Source organism: Robertmurraya sp. FSL R5-0851 (genome assembly GCF_038002965.1).
In the GTDB taxonomy this organism is placed as follows: domain Bacteria; phylum Bacillota; class Bacilli; order Bacillales; family Cytobacillaceae; genus Robertmurraya_A; species Robertmurraya_A beringensis.
Genome location: NZ_JBBOOE010000001.1, coordinates 3,334,488 through 3,355,426, shown reverse-complemented (window position 1 = coordinate 3,355,426; position 20,939 = coordinate 3,334,488). Strand labels below are relative to the sequence as shown.

The following is a 20,939-nucleotide window of genomic DNA, read 5'->3' as shown; positions in this document are numbered from 1 at the left end:
AAATAAGCGGAGGGGGTTATTCGCTTGAGTAAAAAGCTTGTATTACTTCCGATAACTGCTGCCTTAACCTTTAGTTTAGCTGGTTGTAACCAGGATGAAGCAACCAATAATAGTAAAGAAATAAGCCAACCGTTTGGATACTACTCGAATGAAAATCATGGCGGTGGTGGAAATGCAAGGATTTACAACGAAAATGATGGTCCATTGGTAGAAATAATGGATCATTCTCTAGGTGAGGAAGGACAGAAAAGCAGAGATAATCGAAGCCAGCATTTAATGCAAAAAGACGAATCAGGAAACCCTGCTAATCCAACAGTCCCTCGTGCTAAACAGGATAAAAACTTTTTTGAGAAAGATAACCGTTATAGTCATGCTGATGCCAATTATCATGGTCATTTAGATGACCAAACCCGGAAAGCAAGAAGCTCCTATTACACAGCGTATGAAGGGGATTTAGCCGAAAAAATAGGTGATGTTACAGCGAAGGTTCCCAATGTGGAAGATGTTCGTTCCGTAGTATATGGAAGCAATGTATTAATTGCAGTAGATTTAACCAACTACGATCGCGATGTAGAAACAAAGGCAGATATCACTAGAGCGGTTCAACCCTATCTTCGAGGAAGATCGGTGCAGGTAGTGACGGATGAAGGAACCTTTAGCAGAATCAGAAATATTGATAATGACTTACGTGATGGTGGTCCACGTGAGACCATTGATGCAGATATAAAAGGGATGTTTCGAACATTAAAGTCCCGATTACAAGGGAAAGATTAGGATTCGAAAGGGTTGATCAATATGATCAACTCTTTCGTGCGTTAATGGGCATAAATTTGAAAAAAATGGTCATTATATAAATGAAATCATGAATTTAGCTTTATATTGTAACTTTTAAATGAGGTGATCATTATGAGAACCAAATGTGTCGGTTGTTTAGGGCTATTGCTTCTCGTATTCGTTTTTCATACAAACTATGTCTTAGCTGAAGAATTAAAAACCACTCCAAGATTAGAACCTATTGATGTCAAGGTGATTCTTGAACGGGTATATCTAGACGGAGAAGTGAGTGAGGAGCAAATGGACGAGAAGATTTGGTCCATGGAACAGTTTTGGTCAAAATATGATCAATGGCAGGTCGTGGATATCGATGATACTTCTGTTGTATTTCGTAAGCATGTAGACGATATTTCTCCTCTGTTAAAAGCTAATGGTTACTTTGGAATTACAGATGATGGTGTGCTAACGATCTATTATGGAAAACCACAAAAATATAATATTATTCAATCCTTCTTTCAATTGGATATTGGTAAATTAGAAAGTACGAGACATGAAGAATTAAAGGAAGGAATCCCGATTAGAAATAAAGATCGGTATGTAGAAGTACTTGAAACGTTCAAAAATTACACTGTTCAGGAAAAACAAGCGAACTAGAGGAGCCGGAATCGGTTCCTTTTTGCATTTTTCATCTTACATTTAGCGGTATATACTATCATATTTGTGATACAATGAGGTACAGCAAAATTAGAGGAGTTTTAGATACATGTATGATTATATTAAAGGAACGGTCGAATTTATTGGACCCGAATATATTGTAGTAGAAGCGGGAGGGATTGGATATCAGGTATCTACACCCAACCCTTTTAGCTTTTCAAAACATATTCACCAAGCGATGCAAATTTTTACATATCACTATGTAAGAGAAGATTTAATGGCATTATACGGTTTTTCCTCAAGGGAAGAAAAAATTCTTTTTACAAAGCTCCTGAATGTATCTGGTATAGGACCAAAAGGCGCATTAGCAATATTAGCATCTGGCGTACCCGAACAAGTGGTTCAAGCGATTGAAGAAGAGGATGAAGCATTTTTAGTGAAATTCCCAGGGGTAGGAAAGAAGACAGCTAGACAAATGATCTTAGACTTGAAGGGGAAACTTCAACAAGCACTTCCCGATTATTTTCCTAACTTATTCAATGAGGAAGTACATGTGGAACAGCCGAAGAATTCAAATCTTGCACTAGAAGAAGCGATGTTAGCTTTGCTATCTCTAGGATATTCTGAAAAGGAAATAAAGAAAATTACACCGAAGCTTGAAGTGGAAACACTAGAAACAGAGCAATATATTAAAAAAGCTCTACAGTTTCTTTTAAAATAGAGTTGGAAAAAGGGTGAGTGAGGATTGGACGATCGGATTATTTCTGGTGAGGCAGATGTTCAAGATTTATCATTCGAACAAAGCTTACGCCCGTTAACATTAAAACAATATATCGGGCAAACAAAAGTAAAAGAGAATTTAGAAATATTTATTGAGGCTGCCAAAATACGGCAAGAAACGCTTGATCATGTTCTCTTATATGGGCCTCCTGGATTGGGGAAAACGACATTGGCAACCATTATTGCGAATGAAATGGGAGTTAATATCCGTACGACAGCTGGCCCAGCCATTGAGAGACCAGGAGATTTAGCAGCCATTTTAACAGCCCTTGAACCTGGTGACATATTATTTATCGATGAAATTCACCGGTTACCAAGAGCTATTGAAGAGGTTTTATATCCAGCCATGGAGGACTTTTGCCTTGACATCGTGATTGGAAAAGGGGCAACTGCTAGGTCTGTAAGACTTGATTTACCACCATTTACACTTGTTGGTGCAACAACTAGAGCAGGCTCTCTTTCAGCGCCGCTTCGGGATCGATTTGGAGTTTTAAGCAGATTAGAATATTATAAAGAAGATCAGCTTATGGATATCGTATTACGAACAGCCGAAGTGTTCCAGGTAGAAATTACAAAAGATGCCGCTTTAGAAATTGCCAAGCGTTCAAGAGGGACACCACGTATCGCGAATCGCCTGCTTAGACGAGTTCGAGATTTTGCTCAAGTAAAAGGCAATGGAATGATTGACCTTTCTTTAGCCGATCACTCCTTACAACTTCTTCAGGTAGATCCATTAGGTTTGGATCATATTGATCACAAACTATTAAAGGGTATCATTGAGAAGTTTAGAGGAGGACCTGTTGGATTAGATACAATTGCAGCAACGATTGGAGAAGAGTCCCATACGATTGAGGATGTATATGAGCCTTATTTGTTACAAATAGGATTCATACAAAGAACTCCAAGAGGCAGAATCGTCACTAATCTGGTTTATCAGCATTTTCAAATGGAGGTACCAACAGAATGACTGGTGTTCCAAAAATTCTTATGACATTAGGGGCAATCATTTTTGTCGTTGGATTTCTCATGCAGTTTATACATATCGGTAGGCTTCCAGGCGATATTATTGTGAAAAAGGGAAACACGACTGTGTATTTCCCCATTGTTACCTCCATACTTGTTAGTATTATTTTATCTGCCATTTTTTATTTTTTAGGGAAATTCCGTTAATATTTGTAGTGTTTAAGAAGGGTGAAACAGCATGAAAGTAGACTTATTTGATTTTCATTTACCAGAGGAACTCATTGCGCAAACTCCATTAGAGGAGCGAACAAGCAGTAGACTCATGGTATTAGACAAGGAAAATGGAAAGTTAGAGCATACAATATTTAAAAATATTGTAGAGTATATTAGGCCAGGTGATTGCCTTGTGTTAAATGACACGAGAGTCTTGCCTGCGAGATTATTCGGTGAAAAGAAAGAAACCGGTGCTAAGATTGAAGTATTACTTTTGAAGCAATTGGATGGAGATCGTTGGGAAACATTAGTAAAGCCAGCGAAGAGGGTTAAGGAAGGAACAATCATCTCTTTTGGAAATGGACTCTTGACGGCCGAATGTGTTGGAGAATCCGAGCACGGAGGAAGAACACTTGAATTTAGCTATGAAGGTATATTTTATGAGGTATTAGAGCAGTTAGGAGAAATGCCACTGCCCCCTTATATAAAAGAACAACTAGAAGATCGAGAACGGTATCAAACAGTGTTTGCTAAGGAACGTGGTTCCGCTGCAGCTCCTACTGCGGGGCTGCATTTCACAGAAGAGCTTTTAGAAGAAATTCGCTCACGAGGGGTTCATATTGCCTTTATTACACTTCATGTGGGACTAGGGACATTTAGACCTGTCAGTGTTGATGACATTTTGGAACATGATATGCATGCCGAGTTTTATCAGATGTCAGAAGGAACCGCTCGATTGCTAAACACTGTTAAAAAGCAAGGTGGACGAATCATTTCTGTTGGAACAACTTCAACGAGGACACTAGAGACGATTGCTTCGAAACATAATGGGGAGTTTGTAGCAGAAAGTGGATGGACCGATATTTTTATTTATCCCGGATATACATTTCAAGGAATTAATGGAATGATTACCAATTTCCATCTACCTAAATCAACATTAATTATGCTTGTAAGTGCACTTGCAGGGAGAGAAAATGTCATTCATGCATATGAAACAGCAGTAACTGAGAAGTATCGTTTCTTTAGTTTTGGCGATGCGATGCTTATTGTTTAATTACTTACTAGGAGTTGACTATTTTTGACGGCTATTCGTTACGAATTAATAAAGACATGTAAACAGACAGGAGCAAGGCTAGGCCGAGTACATACACCGCACGGTTCATTTGACACACCTGTCTTTATGCCGGTAGGAACGCTTGCAACGGTCAAAACGATGGCACCAGAAGAACTTGTTCAGATGGGAGCAGGAATTATCTTAAGTAATACCTATCATCTTTGGCTTCGACCTGGACACGAGATTATTAAAGAGGCTGGTGGGCTTCACAAGTTTATGAACTGGGATCGGGCCATTTTAACAGACTCTGGTGGATTCCAAGTATTTTCTCTTAGCAAGTTCCGCCAGATTGAGGAAGAGGGAGTTCATTTTAGAAATCATTTAAACGGGGACAAGCTCTTCTTATCACCGGAAAAAGCGATGGACATTCAAAATGCATTAGGCTCGGATATCATGATGGCCTTCGATGAATGTCCGCCATTCCCTGCTACGTATGAGTATATGCAGAAATCAGTCGAACGTACATCACGTTGGGCAGAAAGATGCTTAAGTGCTCATCAACGTCCAGAGGATCAGGGATTATTCGGAATTGTACAAGGTGGGGAATATGAGGAACTTCGGAAACAAAGTGCACGTGATCTAGTTTCTCTCGATTTCCCAGGGTATGCAGTTGGAGGATTATCTGTTGGTGAACCGAAGGATATTATGAATCGAGTTCTAGAATTCACAACTCCTCTATTACCATCGAATAAGCCAAGATACTTAATGGGAGTAGGTTCTCCAGATTCTCTGATCGATGGGGCTATTCGAGGAATTGATATGTTTGATTGTGTACTACCAACTAGAATAGCTAGAAACGGAACATTGATGACGAGTGAAGGTAGATTGGTTGTGAAAAACGCGAAGTATGCAAAAGATTTTGGACCACTTGATCCAAATTGTGATTGTTATACTTGTAAAAACTATTCTCGTGCGTATATTCGACACTTAATTCGTTGTGATGAGACGTTCGGAATAAGACTTACAACTTACCATAACTTATATTTTCTGTTAAAATTAATGGAGAATGTCAGACAAGCAATCAGAGAAGATCGCTTAGGGGACTTCCGAGAAGAATTTTTTGAACAATATGGCTTTAACCAGCCAAATGCAAAAAACTTCTAAATTCATAAAGATATTGAAAGGAGGTTAGACAATGGAAGGACTATTAGGGACATTAGGTCCATTAATCCTAATGTTTGCATTATTTTACTTCTTGTTAATTCGTCCACAGCAAAAACGTCAAAAGGCGGTTTCAAAAATGCAAAGCGACCTGGCAAAAGGGGACAAAATCGTGACGATTGGTGGCCTACACGGAACAGTCGATGCATTAGACGAAGGCAAAGTAGTGATTAAATGTGGTGATGGAAGTCGTCTTACATACGACCGCGCTGCTATCAGAGAAGTACTTGAATCAAGCTCTGTAGCAAATGCTTAAAAGCATAAAAAGAGGCTAACCCTAAGGGTGGCCTCTTTTTATATGCTTATTTTTTACGCAGCTCTTTTAGAAGTGGTACTTATATTTACACCTAAAATTCCGCCCATCATGGCAGTTAAAATATAGCAAACATGATAAACGATTTCTTCAAACGAAAATAAACTATCCATTCCTAAAAATTGGAATAAAAAAATGATTGTGGTATAAACAATACCAGTGAGTCCTCCGACTAACCAGCCTTTTTGTTTCCCTTTTCCTCCTGATACGAACCCACCTAAAAATAATGTGATAAAAGAAACACCAGTAATAACAAATTGTAATGAAGCTTCGCTAGTCGGTGTAAATCGGAGGATTAAGGAAAAAATCACCGAACTTACAATTGCAAATAAAAAGACAGTAATGACTCCGTATAGTACGGCGTTGCTAAAATTTTTCGACTCTTCGATTGGACCCCTCTCCCTTCTATCTTTTCTCAGTAATTGCTTAGTACAAGCATATTCATGAGCATTTCTAAATAGAATCACATTTTGTTCATGTTTTCAGCAGATTTGTAAACAATAAAATGAATGAACATAAAGGGAGCGTTTCTTTTGGATCAATACTTTCTAATTGTTATTCGTACAATTATTTTATACGGTGTCATTTCTATAATTTTTCGACTAATGGGGAAGAGGGAGCTTGGAGAGTTAAACGTTTTAGATTTGGTTGTTTATATAATGATTGCAGAAATAGCGGTTGTAGGCATTGAGAAGCCAGAAGAAACAATAGTAAATAATATTTTACCAATGGCTGTGCTCATGATTATTCAAATCACCTTGGCCTTTTTTTCACTAAAAAGTAAAAAGGTGAGAGATATGCTAGATGGGAAGCCTTCCATCATTATCAACAATGGAAAAATTGATGAGCATGAAATGAGAAAACAACGTTACAATTTCGATGATCTCCTTTTGCAGCTAAGAGATAAGGATATTCGTAATATTGGGGATGTTGAGTTTGCAATACTAGAAACCTCAGGAAAGCTATCTGTTTATGAAAAGAGTCCGAATCAAGGGGGAATTACGATCCCGCTAATATTAGATGGAGAGGTTCAAGAACGTAATTTACAGCGGTTAGAGAAAAATAAATTTTGGCTTCTTCAGGAACTAAAGAAACTCGGATATACTCAAGTAAAAGAAATTTCTTTTTGCAGCTTTCAAGACGGGAAATTCTTTGTAGATAGGATAGACACAAAAAAGAGGTGAGAATCAGTCACCTCTTTTTTAACGCATAATAAGTTTTGATAATACGTTTCCAATAACTGGTACTCGGATCATTTCTTCTTTTTTAATTTGTCCAGCAATGATAACAAGTAGTGTATAGCTTACAGTAATAATCACGCAACTTACAATTACGTTGAGTGATAAAGGCAAGTCCCCTTTGAAATAGTTATAGACCGATAAACCAGCCCATCCGGAAACACCCATACTAGCAAATGTTAGTAAATAATCCCAAATATAAAAGGTGAAAGAAATCTTCTTCAAAACCGTTGCGAAATGAAGGAGTGTAACCACTAAAAAGCCGAAAACGATTCCTAACGCAGCCCCTTTAATGCCGAAGCTTGGCTGACTTGCTAATAAAAATATAACAGCTGTTTTTACAACGGAACCAAAGAGAGAGTTAATCATAGCAGCCCTTGCTAAATCAAGTGCTTGCAGGGTAGCTTGTAATGGCCCTTGATAGTAGTAGAAAAGGAAGAAAGGTGCCATGATTTGAATAAAGTACGCTCCATTTGAAGATCCATACATTACTTCCATAAGTGGTTCTGCTAGAACATAGAGGATTACGACGGATAATCCACCCGTTAAAAAAGCAAAGCGTAGTGCTTGTTGTAGTCGATATTCAATCAGCTTTTTATTGTTCTGTGAATTTGCTTCACTGATTGCCGGAACGAGCGACGTGGACAGCGATAAAGTAATAAACGAGGGCAATAGTAAAAGCGGCATAGCAAACCCTGTTAATGCCCCATATTGCTTAGTTGCAGTAATGGCCGCAACACCAGCAATAGCTAAGCTATGTGAGACGACAATCGGTTCAAAAAACCACGCAATCGAACCAATCATCCGACTTCCTAACGTTGGTAAAGCAACGCCCATCAGTTCATGAAACGTTGATTTTCCTTCTTGCACATGCTTGAAAAATTTCTTTCTAACTCGAAATTGTTTCTTGAGCTTAAATGAAGTAACCAGATAAATCAATGAGATAAGCTCTCCAATTACAGATGCAACCATCGCTCCTGCTGCTGCGTATTCTACTCCATATGGCATAAACATATTTGTTAATACTGCTATCAATGTGATTCTAGCCGCTTGTTCAATCACTTGTGAAATAGCAGAAGGTCTCATATTTTGTCTGCCTTGGAAATATCCTCTTAGCACAGAAGAAAGTGCAACGATTGGAATGATTGGAGCAATCGCGAGCAATGGTAAATGTGTGCGTGGATCTGTAAAAAGAGTTTCTGATAAGTACGGTGCAAGAATAAATAGAGCAGGAGTAAAGATGAGGGATAAAGTAAAGGTTGTTGCCAAAGAAACAATAAGTATTTGTTTTATTTTCTTTGTATCACCTTGCGCCTCTGCTTCTGCAATATTTTTTGAAATAGCCACCGGTAGGCCTAGTTGTGTGAGAGTGACAACAAGAATAAGTGTCGGAAAGGCCATCATATATAATCCAACACCTTCTTCGCCTATAAACCTTGCAATCACAATCCTATTAATAAAACCAAGAACTCTTGTTACAAAGCCGGCAACTAACAAAATTATGGTTCCTTTTAAAAACTTTGACATCTCGTTACCTGCCTTCTCAAAATAGGTATAATCATATACAATTAACTATATGCACCTATGTGGACAAAGCATGACAAGGACTTATAAATTTCTCTATATTTTATACTCTAGTATTAGGAGGCGGCTCGATATGGAAATCGGCCATAATTACGATCGTTTTCGTAAAGAAGTACACCCAGCATTAATTAGTAAGATAGAAGAGTTTTCCCTTCTCGGGTATGGGACGATCAGTCAAGAAAGTCTTTGGGAGTTCTTAAGAAAGAAGAAATGGAGAAAACCAAAGGAGGACGTGAAGCTCTATGAGGTGGTCTCAGATATTCTTTCTGTAAATGTAGGAGAATATATGAACTATGCGACTGTGGAGGCATTTAAGTCCGATGAGTTTTCACTTGCGAATGATGAAGAAAGAAGGGAATTATTGAAATAAGTACATACTCGTCCATAAATTGACACTAATTCCTATCTGTTTCATAATATTAGTATAGAAAATACAGCAGGTAGTATGGTGATACTTGCTCGGTTACATTTTAAGGAGGATTTATACATAATGGTCAAACGCAGTAGAATTGTGGCCTTTTTGTTATTGCTGCTTCTCTTTGCAAGTACAATTGGGACAACTACAAATAGTATTTTAAAAAATATAAAACTAGGTTTGGACCTTCAAGGAGGATTTGAGGTTCTCTACGAAGTGAAACCTGCTAAAAAAGGCCAAGAGATTGACCAAGAAGTATTAAATAGTACGGTTGAGGCGTTAGATAATCGAATAAACGTGCTTGGGGTAAGCGAGCCGGTCATTCAAATTGAAGGTGATAATCGGATTCGTGTTCAGCTTGCCGGTGTATCTGACCAGACAAAAGCACGTGAAATTCTCTCAACAGAAGCGAATTTAACATTCCGAAATGCTAATGACGAAATCATGATGGATGGTACCGATTTAGTAGAGGGTGGTGCCAAGCAAACCTTTGATGAAAACAATAAACCGAGCATTTCTTTACAGTTAAAGAGTGCGGATAAATTTCGAGAAGTAACACAAGAAATTGTTGGAATGGCTCCTCAAAATCAATTAATCATATGGTTAGACTTTGAAGAAGGGAAAGATTCCTATCAAGCGGAACTTGCCAAGGAAGAGCCGAAATTCCTCTCTAATCCAAATGTAAATCAAGTATTTAATCAAGATACGGTTTCTATTGTAGGTAATTTTGAATTAGAAGAGGCAAAGACATTAGCTTCCTTGTTAAATGCAGGAGCCCTGCCAGTTAAGCTTACCGAAGTGTATTCAACCTCAGTTGGTGCTCAATTCGGGGAAGAAGCCTTAAATGAAACGGTGTTTGCTGGAATCGTAGGAATAAGTGTTATCTTCTTGTTCATGCTTTTCTATTATCGTTTCCCAGGATTTATTGCTGTTATTACCCTATCTCTTTATATTTACCTGATTCTTGTGATCTTCGATTGGATGAATGGAGTGTTAACTTTACCAGGAATAGCAGCTCTGATCCTCGGGGTAGGTATGGCTGTAGACGCCAATATTATTACGTATGAAAGAATTAAAGAAGAATTAAAGGTTGGAAGAACGGTTAAGTCAGCATTTGAAGTTGGAAGTAAAGGTGCATTTTGGACCATTTTTGACTCGAACATCACGACCATTATTGCGGCTGGTGTATTGTTCGCCTATGGGACAAGCTCTGTTAAAGGGTTTGCAACCATGTTAATTATCTCGATTCTAGGAAGCTTCCTCACAGCTGTTTTTGCCTCACGTCTATTGCTTGGTTTGTGGGTGAAAAGCGGTTTCTTAGATCAACGCCCTACTTGGCTTGGTGTTAGAAAGAAAGATATGAAAGATATTTCAGAGGGATACGATGCCATCGATTTACCAACCAGATTCGATCGATGGGATTTTGTGAAAAATCATAAAATCATCTTTACCATTTCAGGTGTGTTATTCTCAGTCGGACTGGTCGTTCTTATCTTGTTTAAGCTAAATCTAGGAATCGACTTTGCAAGTGGAACGAGAGTGGAAGTACCGTCCGATAAGCCAATTGAAACCGAACAATTAAAAGAAGAATTTGCAAAATTTGATCTTGAAGCTGAAAATATTGTCATGTCTGGAGACAATAATGACGTTGCTGTGGTTCGCTTTTTAGGCGTTCTAGCAAAAGAAGAAATTGCTGAGCTAAAAGCGCATTTTAAAGAATTGTACGGTTCAGAACCGAATATCAGCACGGTTTCCCCAGTGGTTGGAAAAGAGTTAGCTAAAAATGCAATGATTGCTGTAGCCATAGCATCCATTGGAATTATCCTTTATGTATCAATTCGTTTTGAGTGGAGAATGGCTCTTGCTGCAATTGTCGCCCTCTTACATGATGTTTTCTTCATTATTGTTTTGTTTAGCTTTACAAGACTAGAGGTAGACTTGACGTTTATTGCAGCCGTCTTAACCATTGTTGGTTACTCAATCAATGATACAATCGTAACATTTGACCGAATGAGAGAAAACTTAGCTAAGAAAAAGAGAATTAAAGCTTATGGAGAACTTGCTGATGTTGTTAATAGTAGTTTACGTCAAACATTAGGAAGATCAGTAAATACGGTGTTAACCGTAGTTATTGCTGTTGTTGCTTTATTACTATTCGGAAGTTCCTCCATTCTTAATTTCTCATTAGCATTGCTAATAGGATTAGTTGTTGGTGTATATTCTTCTATTTTTATCGCTGCTCAACTTTGGCTAGTGATGAAAGCAAAAGAACTTAAGCAAAAGGGAGTTCTAATTACTGAAAAAGTAAAAAGAGAAAGAACAGACGAGCCACAGGTTTAATTTTAGAACCACAGGGAATATTTCTCTGTGGTTTCTCTTTTTGAAACGGATTTTTTGGTTACACTATTGGTAGTGAATGGGTTGAAGGAGAGTTAAGTATTGGAAAATCAAGAGCGATTTAAGAAGGCTGAATTTGTAGCAATCATAGGGATTATCGGAAATTTAGTTTTAGCTATCTTTAAATGGGTAATTGGTGTGTATGCAAACAGTCGGGCTTTAGTTGCTGACGCGGTTAATTCGGCTTCAGATGTAGCGGGTTCCTTAGCCGTATTTATTGGACTGCGTGCTGCTAAACAACCACCGGATGAAGATCATCCTTACGGACATGGCAAGGCGGAGTCGATCGCGGCCATTATTGTTGCTGTATTATTGGTTTTAGTTGGGTTCGAGATTGGAAAATCTTCTTTCCAAGCGTTTTTCCAACCGATTGAAGCCCCTAAACTTATTGCTCTTGTGGCTGTTATTGTATCTATTGCCATTAAAGAGGCAATGTTCCGTTATACCTACAAGATGGGGAAGAAATTAAACAGTGATGCATTAATTGTAACCGCATATGATCACCGGTCAGATGTGTATTCGTCTTTAGCGGCATTGGTAGGGATTGGCTGCGCCATTTTAGGAGACAAGCTTGCCATTGGCTGGCTCGTGTATGCAGATCCTGTAGCTGGGTTATTTGTATCCATTCTTATTTTAAAATTAGCTTGGAAACTGGGGAGTGAATCGATTCATAATGCTCTTGATCATGTTTTACATGAAGAAGATACAATCGAGCTTCGAAAGATTGTTGAAAGCATACCAGAGGTCAAAAAAATTGATGAACTACACGCAAGGGAACACGGGCACTATGTGATTATTGATATAAAAATATCTGTCGATCCTTATATAACAGTCGAAGAAGGGCATCGAGTTGGGAAAAAGGTAAAACAAAAGCTAATGGAAGAAAGACATGTTGAAAATGTGTTTGTACATATCAATCCCTATAATCCGGATAATAGTGAAATTACATCTGATTAAAGAGCAGTCTGCTTGAAAGCAGGCTTCTTTTATTTGCTAACTGGGGAAACCATTCCATTGAAACAGTAGACTGCCTAAAGTATAATAGAAAAGCTAAGGGGTGAAGGAATGTTAAAGCCAAAATCACGCTGGAGTGTTCAACAGCATAACAGTGAAGACGAAGTGAAAGAGCTTTGTAGCGAATTGAAGATCTCTCCTCTTGTTGCTTCTTTGCTCGTACGAAGGGGATTAAATACAGCATCTCTAGCTAAAAATTTTTTGTATGAACATGTAGAGCAATGCTATGACCCTTACCTTTTAACAGGGATGGACATTGCGGTTAATAGAATTCATCAAGCAATTGAAACCCAAGAGCCGATCTTAATTTTTGGTGATTATGATGCTGATGGTGTAACGAGTACATCTGTCATGATGCTTACATTAAAGGAATTAGGCGCAGTTGTCGATTTTTATATTCCGAATCGTTTTACAGAAGGGTACGGTCCAAACGAACCGGCTTTTCGTCATGCTCACGAAAGTGGAGTGAAACTAATAATTACAGTAGATACTGGTATCTCCGCTGTACATGAGGCAAGTGTTTTAAAGGATCTTGGTGTTGATTTGATTATTACGGATCATCATGAACCAGGTCCTATTCTCCCAGAAGCATTAGCAATTATTCATCCAAAGCTACCGGGAAGTTCATATCCTTTCAAGGAGTTGGCAGGAGTAGGAGTAGCGCTTAAGCTATCCCACGCCTTACTAGGACAACTTCCAGAGCATTTACTTGAGTTCGTAGCGATTGGAACGATTGCTGATCTTGTCCCTCTGATTGATGAGAATCGCTATCTAGTAAAAAGAGGGTTAAAAAAGATAAGAAGCAGTAGTAGAGCAGGGATTAAGGCCCTGTGTAAACAAGCTGGTATTGAACAGCAAACCATAGATGAGGAAACGATTGGTTTTACAATAGGACCTCGAATCAATGCTGTAGGTCGGTTAGACTCAGCGGATCCAGCATTACATTTACTTTTATCCGAAGACCTGGATGAAGCGCAAATGCTCGCAGAAGAAATCGATTCGTACAATAAGGAACGACAACGTATTGTATCGAGCATTGCAGAGGAAGCGATCCAACAAGTGAATGATCTCTATCCTATAGAGGAAAATTCTGTCATTGTTGTTGGTCAAGAGGGCTGGAATGCTGGAGTAGTTGGAATTGTTGCATCTAGATTAGTAGAAGCCTTTTACCGTCCGACGATTGTTTTAAGCTTTGATCGTGAGAAAGGGATAGCAAAAGGCTCGGCTAGAAGCATTGAAGGATTTGATTTATTTAAAAATCTTTCCACATGTAGAGAAATTCTACCTCATTTTGGTGGACATCCTATGGCAGCAGGAATGACACTAAAACTTGAGCATGTGGATGAATTAAGATTCAGATTAAATGAGCTGGCAGTAAATCAATTGTCTGAGGAAGATTTTATCCCAATCACAGCAGTTGATTTAGAAATGTCGATAAAAGATGTTCAATTAACTGGATTAGAAGAACTACAACTTCTTGCACCATTTGGGACAAGCAATAAAAAACCAAAGATTTTGTTAAAAGATGCTAATATTTCACAAATTAAGAAAATCGGCGCCAATCAAAACCATTTAAAACTAAGTCTAGAACATGAAGGTGTGATTCTTGATGGAATCGGTTTTCATCTAGGTGAAAAAGTAGATCATATATCACCTCATTCGAAGCTTTCAGTCGTAGGGGAATTGTCTATAAACGAATGGAATAATATAAGGAAGCCCCAAATCTTTTTACATGATTTGGCCATAAATGAATGGCAATTATTTGATTATCGTGGAATAAAGCAGGTTGGCAAGCTGAAAGAAATAATTCCATCTAGCAAGTGGATTAGTTTTAATAATGATATTTCAGAGAAAATAAAACAGTCACTTTCGGAACATTTACATCTTATTGAAACGGTTGAGCAAGCTAGAAATATAGACATTGATGATCAGTATGTAGTTTTATATGATCTCCCAACATCGAAGGAATTGTTGACTTCATTACTGAAAGGGAAGAAGCCTGCTAGAATTTATGCCCATTTTTACAAAGAGGCAAGCGACTTTTTTAGTACGATACCAACACGAGATCATTTCAAATGGTATTATGCGTTTTTATCAAAAAAGGCCCCTTTTGATTTGAAAAAATACGGTGATGAGTTAGCTAAATACCGTGGCTGGTCAAGAGAAACAATTGATTTTATGTCACAGGTGTTTTTTGAATTAGATTTTGTTAAAATAAACAATGGATTTATTACACTTAACACTAGCAGTCATAAACGAGATCTAGCGAGCTCTAAAACATATCAGAAAAAACAAGAAGATTTAGCGCTTGAACAAGAATTATTATATTCCTCCTATCAGGTACTTCACTCCTGGTTGGATGAATGTATTCGCGGCTCGGTGGAAATTGAGGAGGAAGTAAAGTAATGGATTTAAAGAAGTTTGTAACGATTGTAGAAGATTGGCCAAAGCCAGGAATTAAATTTAAGGATATCACAACATTAATGGATAACGGGGAAGCGTACCGTTACGCAACCGATCGTATCGTAGATTATGCAAAACAAAGAAATATTGATATCGTAGTAGGCCCAGAAGCTCGTGGTTTTATTATTGGGTGCCCAGTAGCTTACTCTCTAGGGGTAGGATTTGCTCCAGTTAGAAAAGAAGGAAAACTACCAAGAGAAACAGTGAAAGTAAACTACGGTCTTGAGTATGGTAGTGACGTTTTAACCATCCATAAAGATGCGATTAAGCCAGGGCAACGTGTATTAATCACGGATGATTTGTTGGCAACAGGCGGAACGATTGATGCGACGATTAAACTTGTTGAGCAATTAGGTGGAGTTGTTGCAGGAATCGCCTTCTTAATTGAGTTAACTTATTTAGATGGAAGAAACAAATTAGATGGATATGATATTTTAACGTTAATGGAATACTAAAATTGACAAAAAAGCGCAGCAATCGTTGCGCTTTTTTTCATATATGTGGATCGAAATTGACATGATTCGACATTATTTTTAATTCTCCCAGAAAAATAACAGGCTTTCCCTTTACATATCGAGTTTTTTTTTCGATAATAGTAACAATATTAGTTTTATTTTTAATAAAAAAATAATCCTCACATTCATGGGGTAACATAGAAAGTTAAAGGTGATTATATGGCGAATGATCAAGTGTTGACCGCCGAACAAGTCATCGATCGAACGAAGAAATATTTAAATGATGAAAATGCTGCATATGTGAAAAAGGCATATGAATTCGCAAAGCATGCCCATCGTGAACAATATCGTAAATCCGGTGAACCGTACATTATTCATCCCATCCAAGTGGCAGGTATATTGGCTGATTTGGAAATGGACCCTGCTACGGTTGCTTCGGGTTTTCTTCATGACGTCGTTGAAGATACAGATGTAACGATTGAAGATTTAGCAAAGGAATTTGGCGAAGAAGTTGCCATGCTTGTCGACGGTGTAACAAAGCTTGGAAAGATTAAGTATAAGTCCCATGAAGAACAGCAGGCAGAAAATCATCGGAAAATGTTCGTTGCAATGGCTCAAGACATTCGAGTCATTTTAATTAAATTAGCTGACCGTCTCCATAATATGCGTACGTTAAAGCATTTGCCAGTTGAAAAGCAAAGACGTATTTCAAATGAAACATTAGAAATTTTTGCTCCATTAGCACATCGTTTAGGGATTTCTAAAATTAAGTGGGAATTAGAAGATACCGCACTGCGTTACTTAAATCCTCAGCAGTATTACCGTATTGTAAATTTAATGAAAAAAAAGCGTGCAGAACGTGAGCAATACTTAGACGATGTTATTAAGGAAATGCGAGTTAGTCTGGATGAAGTTTTAATTAAGGCAGAAATTTCAGGTCGTCCCAAACATATATATAGCATCTATAGAAAAATGGCCATACAAAACAAGCAGTTCAATGAAATTTATGATTTGCTTGCGATACGAATTGTAGTTAATTCGATAAAAGATTGTTATGCGGTTTTAGGAATCATTCATACTTGCTGGAAGCCAATGCCTGGACGATTTAAAGATTATATTGCCATGCCGAAACCTAATATGTATCAATCTCTTCATACGACCGTTATTGGACCTAAAGGTGATCCATTAGAGGTTCAGATTCGAACATTCGATATGCATGAGATTGCTGAATTTGGGATTGCTGCACACTGGGCATATAAAGAAGGGAAATCTGTTAATGAAGGATCTTCTCTTGAAGAAAAACTCACATGGTTTAGAGAGATATTAGAATTCCAAGACGATACAGCAAATGCTGAAGAGTTTATGGAGTCATTAAAAATCGATCTATTTTCAGATATGGTATTTGTATTCACTCCAAAAGGGGATGTATTTGAGCTGCCGTCGGGTTCCGTTCCAATCGACTTTGCTTATCGTGTCCACTCTGAAATCGGTAATAAAACCATTGGTGCAAAAGTGAACGGTAAGATGGTGACCCTTGACTACAAGTTGAAAACAGGGGATATCATCGAGATATTAACTTCAAAACATTCGTATGGTCCTAGTCAAGACTGGTTAAAGTTAGCTCAAACGTCACAAGCGAAAAATAAAATTCGCCAATTTTTTAAGAAGCAACGTAAAGATGAAAACGTTGAAAAGGGTCGCGAGCAGGTTGAGAAAGTGATCAAAAGCATGGATTTTGATGTAAAGGAAATCTTAACGGCTGAAAATGTAAAAAGAGTGAGTGAGAAGTTTAACTTTTTCCATGAAGATGATTTGTATGCAGCCGTTGGATATAACGGGATCACTGCCCTTCAAGTAGCCAATCGCTTGACTGAGAAATGGAGAAAGAAGAGAGACCTTGAGCAAGTGAGCACGATTTCAAATGCAGTGTCAGAATTAAAGTCATTCCCTTCGACAAAAAAGAGGGAATCAGGTGTGAGGGTAACGGGAATAGATAATCTTCTCATCCGACTTTCAAGATGCTGTAGTCCTGTTCCAGGAGACGAGATTGTTGGCTTTATAACGAAAGGTCGAGGTGTCTCAGTCCACCGTGCGGACTGTTCAAACATCGATACTGAGGATGCAAAAGCTAGATTGATACCGGTTGAATGGGAAACAGGCTTAAATAATAAAAAAGAATATAACGTAGACATTGAAATCAGTGGTTATGACCGCAGTGGATTATTAAATGAAGTCCTACAGGCAGTGAATGAAACAAAAACGAACATATCAGCGGTTGCCGGAAAGTCAGACCGAAATAAGATGGCAACAATCAATATGTCTATTGCCATTAACAACGTGAGTCATTTGCAAAAGGTCGTGGAACGTATTAAGCAAATTCCTGATATATATTCTGTTCGCAGAGTAATGAATTAGAAAGAAAGTTAAGGAGTTTACTCTTATGAGAGTGGTTGTGCAAAGAAGCAAAGAAGCTAGCGTGACAGTAGATGGTAAAACAATAGGGGAAATTACAAAAGGATTCGTTCTTCTTGTTGGTATTACTCATGGTGACACAGTAGAAGACGCGAAGTATGTCGCAGAGAAAATCGTTAATCTTCGTGTGTTTGAGGATCAGGAAGGGAAAATGAATTTATCCTTGTCTCAAGTGAAAGGTGAAATATTGTCAATTTCTCAGTTCACCTTATATGGTGATTGTCGGAAAGGGAGAAGGCCTAACTTCATGGAAGCGGCCCATCCAGACCATGCAAGCGTGATATACGATCAATTTAATCAATGGTTACGGGATCTAGGTGTAAAGGTAGAAACAGGTCAATTTGGTGCTATGATGGACGTATCTCTTATTAACGACGGACCTGTAACACTGATCGTTGAGAGCAAGTAAAAAGCGAGTTCAATTGAACTCGCTTTTTTTTATTTAAGGCTCTTTTCTTAAGAAAAGAGCCTGCTTACTACATTCTTTAGCGCAAAATGGCTATTTTCACGTTGAAATCGGCTTTAGGATTTTAACAACAATCTTTAATAAATCAGCCTTATTTAAAAAATTTTGCCAACCCTTGATAAATTCCGGTGGCTGCATTGGCTTGATAGCTCGCTGAATTGACTAATGTTTCTTCAGCAGAATTACTTAAATAGCCTAATTCTAAAAGTACGGATGCCCGTTTATTTTCTCTTAATACATGATAATCTCCGTAGCGAACACCACGATCTGTTAGCTTTGTAAAACTTGCAACCTCTTTACCTACAGTAGTAGCTAAACTTTGCTGGTAATTATGAAAATAATAAGAGGTCAGTCCTCGAACCGAGGAGTCAAGGATGCTATCAAAATGAATCGAGATGAACGCATCAGCCGCATGTGTATGTGACATACCAACACGTGAGCTTAATGATAAATATGAATCTGTATTTCGGGTCATAATGACGTTTGCACCAGCAGTCTTTAGTTTATCGTATAAAAGTTGAGCCGTTTTCAACGTCAAGTTCTTTTCATAGCTGCCTTTAATACCAGTAGCTCCTGTATCTCGACCGCCATGACCAGGGTCAATCACAATCACTTTATTTTTTAAGTATTGTTCGGCACCAGGTCTCTCTATTTGTTGAGAGGTTCCACTTACTGTTACAAGCCATCCCGCTACAAATCCCTTTGATCCATTTTTTAACTGAATCTCGTACCAGTCTTTTTTTACAGAAAGAACGGTAAAAGCGTCACCGGCATTTGCTCTACTAATGACTGAACTGTTTGTTGTGGCAGACTTTCTGATGTTTGTTCCGTTATAAAGGATCGTTGCTGTACTATTTTCATCAACATCCACTTTAGTAGTTGTTGATGACTGTTCTTTGGAAAGATACCAACTCGCCACCCAACCTAATTGACCATTTTTCAACTTGATTTTTGCCCAATTATTTTCTTCAGCTAAAATGTTAAAAGCTTGTCCTTTAGAAACTGTTCCTATGATTTTACCATTTAAGGAACTAGTGCTTCGAACATTCAGAGTAGTGGCCGTAATTGTCCCAATCACCACCCCACTAGAAGAATCCGTGTTTGTATCATTTGGAACGGAAGGTTGAGATGAAGTAGAGCTAATTTCGACAAACTCTCTACTAATCCAGGCAGCTTGTCCATTATATTGGATCTTTACCCAATTGCTTTCCACACTTTGAATGGAAACCGTGCTACCTTTTTGAAGCTTTCCGAGAATAGTCCCTGATGTGGAAGCGGTAGAACGAACATTTAAATTGTTTGTAGTTATCTTTCCAGTCTGCTGACTACTACTGCTTGAGCCTCCGGTGTCAGTCTTTATCTCCTCAATAAATTCTGCTGCTACCCATCCTGTTACACTAGAAGTTTTAATTTGATGCCAGTTTGATTCTGTTTTGTTAATCGTGACGGTAGCCCCTTGAGATAAAGTTGTTACAACCTTATAAGAGGTGCTTGGACCTGAACGAACTCGGAGTTGATTTGCTGTTACGATTCCACTTTTTGACGACGAAGATTCAATTGCGGAATGTTTTTTAACAAGCCAAGCGGCTACCCAACCCTTTTTTCCAGAGGAATTTAAGGATACTTGAATCCAATCCGATTTTTCCTCTATTACAGAAAAACGGTCGCCTCGTTTTACAACCGAAATGACCTGATAACTAAGTCCAGGTCCTTCCCTGACATTTAACGTGTCAGTTGTAATCTCAACGGTTGACCCTTCAGCAAATGCGGAGTCAGGTTTGATGGGGAATGGACTACATAAAAGAAGAAACGTCAGGAAAAACAATATGTATTTATTTTTGTACAAGTGTGAATCTCCCTCCCTGATAAATGGTAAGTAAGGGTATTGATGTATAAAGTGTTAAGTACCAACCTCTATAATAAAGGAAGAATTTACATATGTTAATACGATGAGAGTATTTTTTCCCTATAAATTAATAAACAATGTTAATCAGCTGAAACTTTTTCTAAAAAAAGGGACAAACTAAAGGGGATACAATAGACGGGGTGATAACATATGAGATATAGTGATAAGGCTTTTTCTACACATGATGGAGATAATCAAATTTTTGGTGTCGATTTTCATGACTTTATCCAAAAAGAAAAAAACTCCAATATGGTAGAGTTAGCAAGTGAGTTTGGTCTATCGATTCGAGATGTGAAAAAGCTGAAAAAAAGATTAGAGAGATCGTAAGTTTTGTAATATATCTTGACATTCTGAATACTCGAACGTAATATATAAACTAATATTAAAAGACGAATAACCGTTTGATGGAGCAAAGTAATTAAACTTCCACGTGAAAAGAGAGGAAATGTCGATAGGCTGAAAACATTTCCGCATTGTGGCTTAATGAAAGAACACTCCGTAGGCTTCGCTTCGAACGATCGTGTGATTTAGTAGGAGAGGAACGTTGACAGGCGTTA

20 protein-coding genes and 1 other annotated feature (1 of these 21 only partly in view) are annotated in these 20,939 nt (G+C 38.1%); of the genes, 17 read left to right on the top strand and 3 right to left on the bottom strand.

The window, feature by feature from the left end; genetic code table 11:
• The first annotated feature begins 24 nt into the window (after positions 1-24).
• From MKX65_RS17335 to yajC, 8 genes are all read left to right on the top strand, one after another.
• A complete protein-coding gene (locus MKX65_RS17335) occupies positions 25-774 on the top strand; it encodes a YhcN/YlaJ family sporulation lipoprotein (protein ID WP_340904753.1) in 750 nt (249 codons plus the stop codon).
• Positions 775-906: 132 nt separating this feature from the next.
• Positions 907-1,428, top strand: coding sequence for an intercompartmental signaling factor BofC (locus MKX65_RS17330; protein ID WP_340904751.1), 522 nt, complete (start codon positions 907-909; stop codon positions 1,426-1,428).
• Between the two features lie 109 nt (positions 1,429-1,537).
• Positions 1,538-2,149, top strand: a complete 612-nt coding sequence (gene ruvA / locus MKX65_RS17325) for a Holliday junction branch migration protein RuvA (RefSeq protein WP_160547650.1) — start codon at positions 1,538-1,540, stop codon at positions 2,147-2,149.
• Positions 2,150-2,173: 24 nt separating this feature from the next.
• On the top strand, positions 2,174-3,175 hold the full coding sequence (ruvB, locus tag MKX65_RS17320) for a Holliday junction branch migration DNA helicase RuvB (RefSeq protein ID WP_160547651.1): 1,002 nt from the start codon (positions 2,174-2,176) through the stop codon (positions 3,173-3,175).
• The gene (locus MKX65_RS17315; protein ID WP_160547652.1) at positions 3,172-3,378 is read left to right on the top strand and encodes a DUF2905 domain-containing protein; all 207 of its coding nucleotides are present in this window, start codon (positions 3,172-3,174) and stop codon (positions 3,376-3,378) included. The genes ruvB and MKX65_RS17315 overlap by 4 nt, the downstream gene beginning before the upstream one ends.
• A 31-nt stretch (positions 3,379-3,409) precedes the next feature.
• The gene (gene queA, locus MKX65_RS17310; RefSeq protein WP_160547653.1) at positions 3,410-4,438 is read left to right on the top strand and encodes a tRNA preQ1(34) S-adenosylmethionine ribosyltransferase-isomerase QueA; all 1,029 of its coding nucleotides are present in this window, start codon (positions 3,410-3,412) and stop codon (positions 4,436-4,438) included.
• A 24-nt stretch (positions 4,439-4,462) separates the two neighbouring features.
• Entirely contained in the window at positions 4,463-5,602 is a 1,140-nt protein-coding gene (tgt, locus tag MKX65_RS17305; RefSeq protein ID WP_340904746.1) for a tRNA guanosine(34) transglycosylase Tgt, read from the top strand.
• A gap of 31 nt (positions 5,603-5,633) precedes the next feature.
• Positions 5,634-5,915 (top strand): preprotein translocase subunit YajC, encoded by a 282-nt coding sequence (yajC, locus tag MKX65_RS17300; protein WP_160547655.1) that lies wholly within the window; start codon positions 5,634-5,636, stop codon positions 5,913-5,915.
• A gap of 53 nt (positions 5,916-5,968) precedes the next feature.
• Here the strand turns inward: yajC and MKX65_RS17295 are convergent, their stop codons facing one another.
• Complete coding sequence (locus MKX65_RS17295; RefSeq protein ID WP_340904744.1) at positions 5,969-6,439, bottom strand: TIGR04086 family membrane protein; 471 nt, start codon at positions 6,437-6,439, stop codon at positions 5,969-5,971.
• Positions 6,440-6,505: 66 nt separating this feature from the next.
• On the opposite strand from MKX65_RS17295, the gene MKX65_RS17290 reads away from it, so the two are divergent.
• Complete coding sequence (locus MKX65_RS17290; RefSeq protein WP_160547656.1) at positions 6,506-7,156, top strand: YetF domain-containing protein; 651 nt, start codon at positions 6,506-6,508, stop codon at positions 7,154-7,156.
• Between the two features lie 18 nt (positions 7,157-7,174).
• Here the strand turns inward: MKX65_RS17290 and spoVB are convergent, their stop codons facing one another.
• On the bottom strand, positions 7,175-8,737 hold the full coding sequence (gene spoVB, locus MKX65_RS17285) for a stage V sporulation protein B (RefSeq protein WP_340904742.1): 1,563 nt from the start codon (positions 8,735-8,737) through the stop codon (positions 7,175-7,177).
• Between the two features lie 130 nt (positions 8,738-8,867).
• On the opposite strand from spoVB, the gene MKX65_RS17280 reads away from it, so the two are divergent.
• The 7 genes from MKX65_RS17280 to dtd all read left to right on the top strand — a co-directional run bounded on the left by MKX65_RS17280 (position 8,868) and on the right by dtd (position 18,419).
• The gene (locus MKX65_RS17280; protein WP_160547658.1) at positions 8,868-9,164 is read left to right on the top strand and encodes a post-transcriptional regulator; all 297 of its coding nucleotides are present in this window, start codon (positions 8,868-8,870) and stop codon (positions 9,162-9,164) included.
• Positions 9,165-9,284: 120 nt separating this feature from the next.
• The gene (gene secDF / locus MKX65_RS17275) at positions 9,285-11,549 is read left to right on the top strand and encodes a protein translocase subunit SecDF (protein ID WP_340904740.1); all 2,265 of its coding nucleotides are present in this window, start codon (positions 9,285-9,287) and stop codon (positions 11,547-11,549) included.
• A gap of 99 nt (positions 11,550-11,648) precedes the next feature.
• Entirely contained in the window at positions 11,649-12,563 is a 915-nt protein-coding gene (locus MKX65_RS17270) for a cation diffusion facilitator family transporter (protein ID WP_340904739.1), read from the top strand.
• Between the two features lie 108 nt (positions 12,564-12,671).
• Complete coding sequence (recJ, locus tag MKX65_RS17265) at positions 12,672-15,026, top strand: single-stranded-DNA-specific exonuclease RecJ (RefSeq protein ID WP_340904737.1); 2,355 nt, start codon at positions 12,672-12,674, stop codon at positions 15,024-15,026.
• The gene (locus tag MKX65_RS17260; RefSeq protein ID WP_160547662.1) at positions 15,026-15,538 is read left to right on the top strand and encodes an adenine phosphoribosyltransferase; all 513 of its coding nucleotides are present in this window, start codon (positions 15,026-15,028) and stop codon (positions 15,536-15,538) included. Before recJ ends, MKX65_RS17260 begins: the two co-directional genes overlap by 1 nt.
• 219 nt (positions 15,539-15,757) lie before the next feature.
• Positions 15,758-17,953, top strand: coding sequence for a RelA/SpoT family protein (locus tag MKX65_RS17255; protein ID WP_160547663.1), 2,196 nt, complete (start codon positions 15,758-15,760; stop codon positions 17,951-17,953).
• A 25-nt stretch (positions 17,954-17,978) separates the two neighbouring features.
• Positions 17,979-18,419, top strand: a complete 441-nt coding sequence (dtd, locus tag MKX65_RS17250; protein WP_160547664.1) for a D-aminoacyl-tRNA deacylase — start codon at positions 17,979-17,981, stop codon at positions 18,417-18,419.
• Between the two features lie 148 nt (positions 18,420-18,567).
• On the opposite strand, the gene MKX65_RS17245 is transcribed toward dtd, so the two are convergent.
• On the bottom strand, positions 18,568-20,322 hold the full coding sequence (locus tag MKX65_RS17245; RefSeq protein WP_340904736.1) for an SH3 domain-containing protein: 1,755 nt from the start codon (positions 20,320-20,322) through the stop codon (positions 18,568-18,570).
• A gap of 210 nt (positions 20,323-20,532) precedes the next feature.
• Here MKX65_RS17245 and MKX65_RS17240 point away from each other — a divergent pair, with 210 nt between their 5' ends.
• A complete protein-coding gene (locus MKX65_RS17240) occupies positions 20,533-20,709 on the top strand; it encodes a hypothetical protein (protein WP_162927792.1) in 177 nt (58 codons plus the stop codon).
• A gap of 64 nt (positions 20,710-20,773) precedes the next feature.
• Positions 20,774-20,939: a binding site (T-box leader), on the top strand (it continues 77 nt past the right edge of the window).

Bases quoted from the DNA above. Each gene is read 5' to 3' on its own strand.
- MKX65_RS17255 (WP_160547663.1), top strand. From the start codon at position 15,758: ATGGCGAATGATCAAGTGTTGACCGCCGAACAAGTCATCGATCGAACG.
- queA (WP_160547653.1), top strand. From the start codon at position 3,410: ATGAAAGTAGACTTATTTGATTTTCATTTACCAGAGGAACTCATTGCG.
- MKX65_RS17330 (WP_340904751.1), top strand. From the start codon at position 907: ATGAGAACCAAATGTGTCGGTTGTTTAGGGCTATTGCTTCTCGTATTC.
- MKX65_RS17240 (WP_162927792.1), top strand. From the start codon at position 20,533: ATGAGATATAGTGATAAGGCTTTTTCTACACATGATGGAGATAATCAA.
- MKX65_RS17260 (WP_160547662.1), top strand. From the start codon at position 15,026: ATGGATTTAAAGAAGTTTGTAACGATTGTAGAAGATTGGCCAAAGCCA.
- MKX65_RS17315 (WP_160547652.1), top strand. From the start codon at position 3,172: ATGACTGGTGTTCCAAAAATTCTTATGACATTAGGGGCAATCATTTTT.
- recJ (WP_340904737.1), top strand. From the start codon at position 12,672: ATGTTAAAGCCAAAATCACGCTGGAGTGTTCAACAGCATAACAGTGAA.
- dtd (WP_160547664.1), top strand. From the start codon at position 17,979: ATGAGAGTGGTTGTGCAAAGAAGCAAAGAAGCTAGCGTGACAGTAGAT.
- MKX65_RS17280 (WP_160547658.1), top strand. From the start codon at position 8,868: ATGGAAATCGGCCATAATTACGATCGTTTTCGTAAAGAAGTACACCCA.
- yajC (WP_160547655.1), top strand. From the start codon at position 5,634: ATGGAAGGACTATTAGGGACATTAGGTCCATTAATCCTAATGTTTGCA.
- secDF (WP_340904740.1), top strand. From the start codon at position 9,285: ATGGTCAAACGCAGTAGAATTGTGGCCTTTTTGTTATTGCTGCTTCTC.
- ruvA (WP_160547650.1), top strand. From the start codon at position 1,538: ATGTATGATTATATTAAAGGAACGGTCGAATTTATTGGACCCGAATAT.
- spoVB (WP_340904742.1), bottom strand. From the start codon at position 8,737: ATGTCAAAGTTTTTAAAAGGAACCATAATTTTGTTAGTTGCCGGCTTT.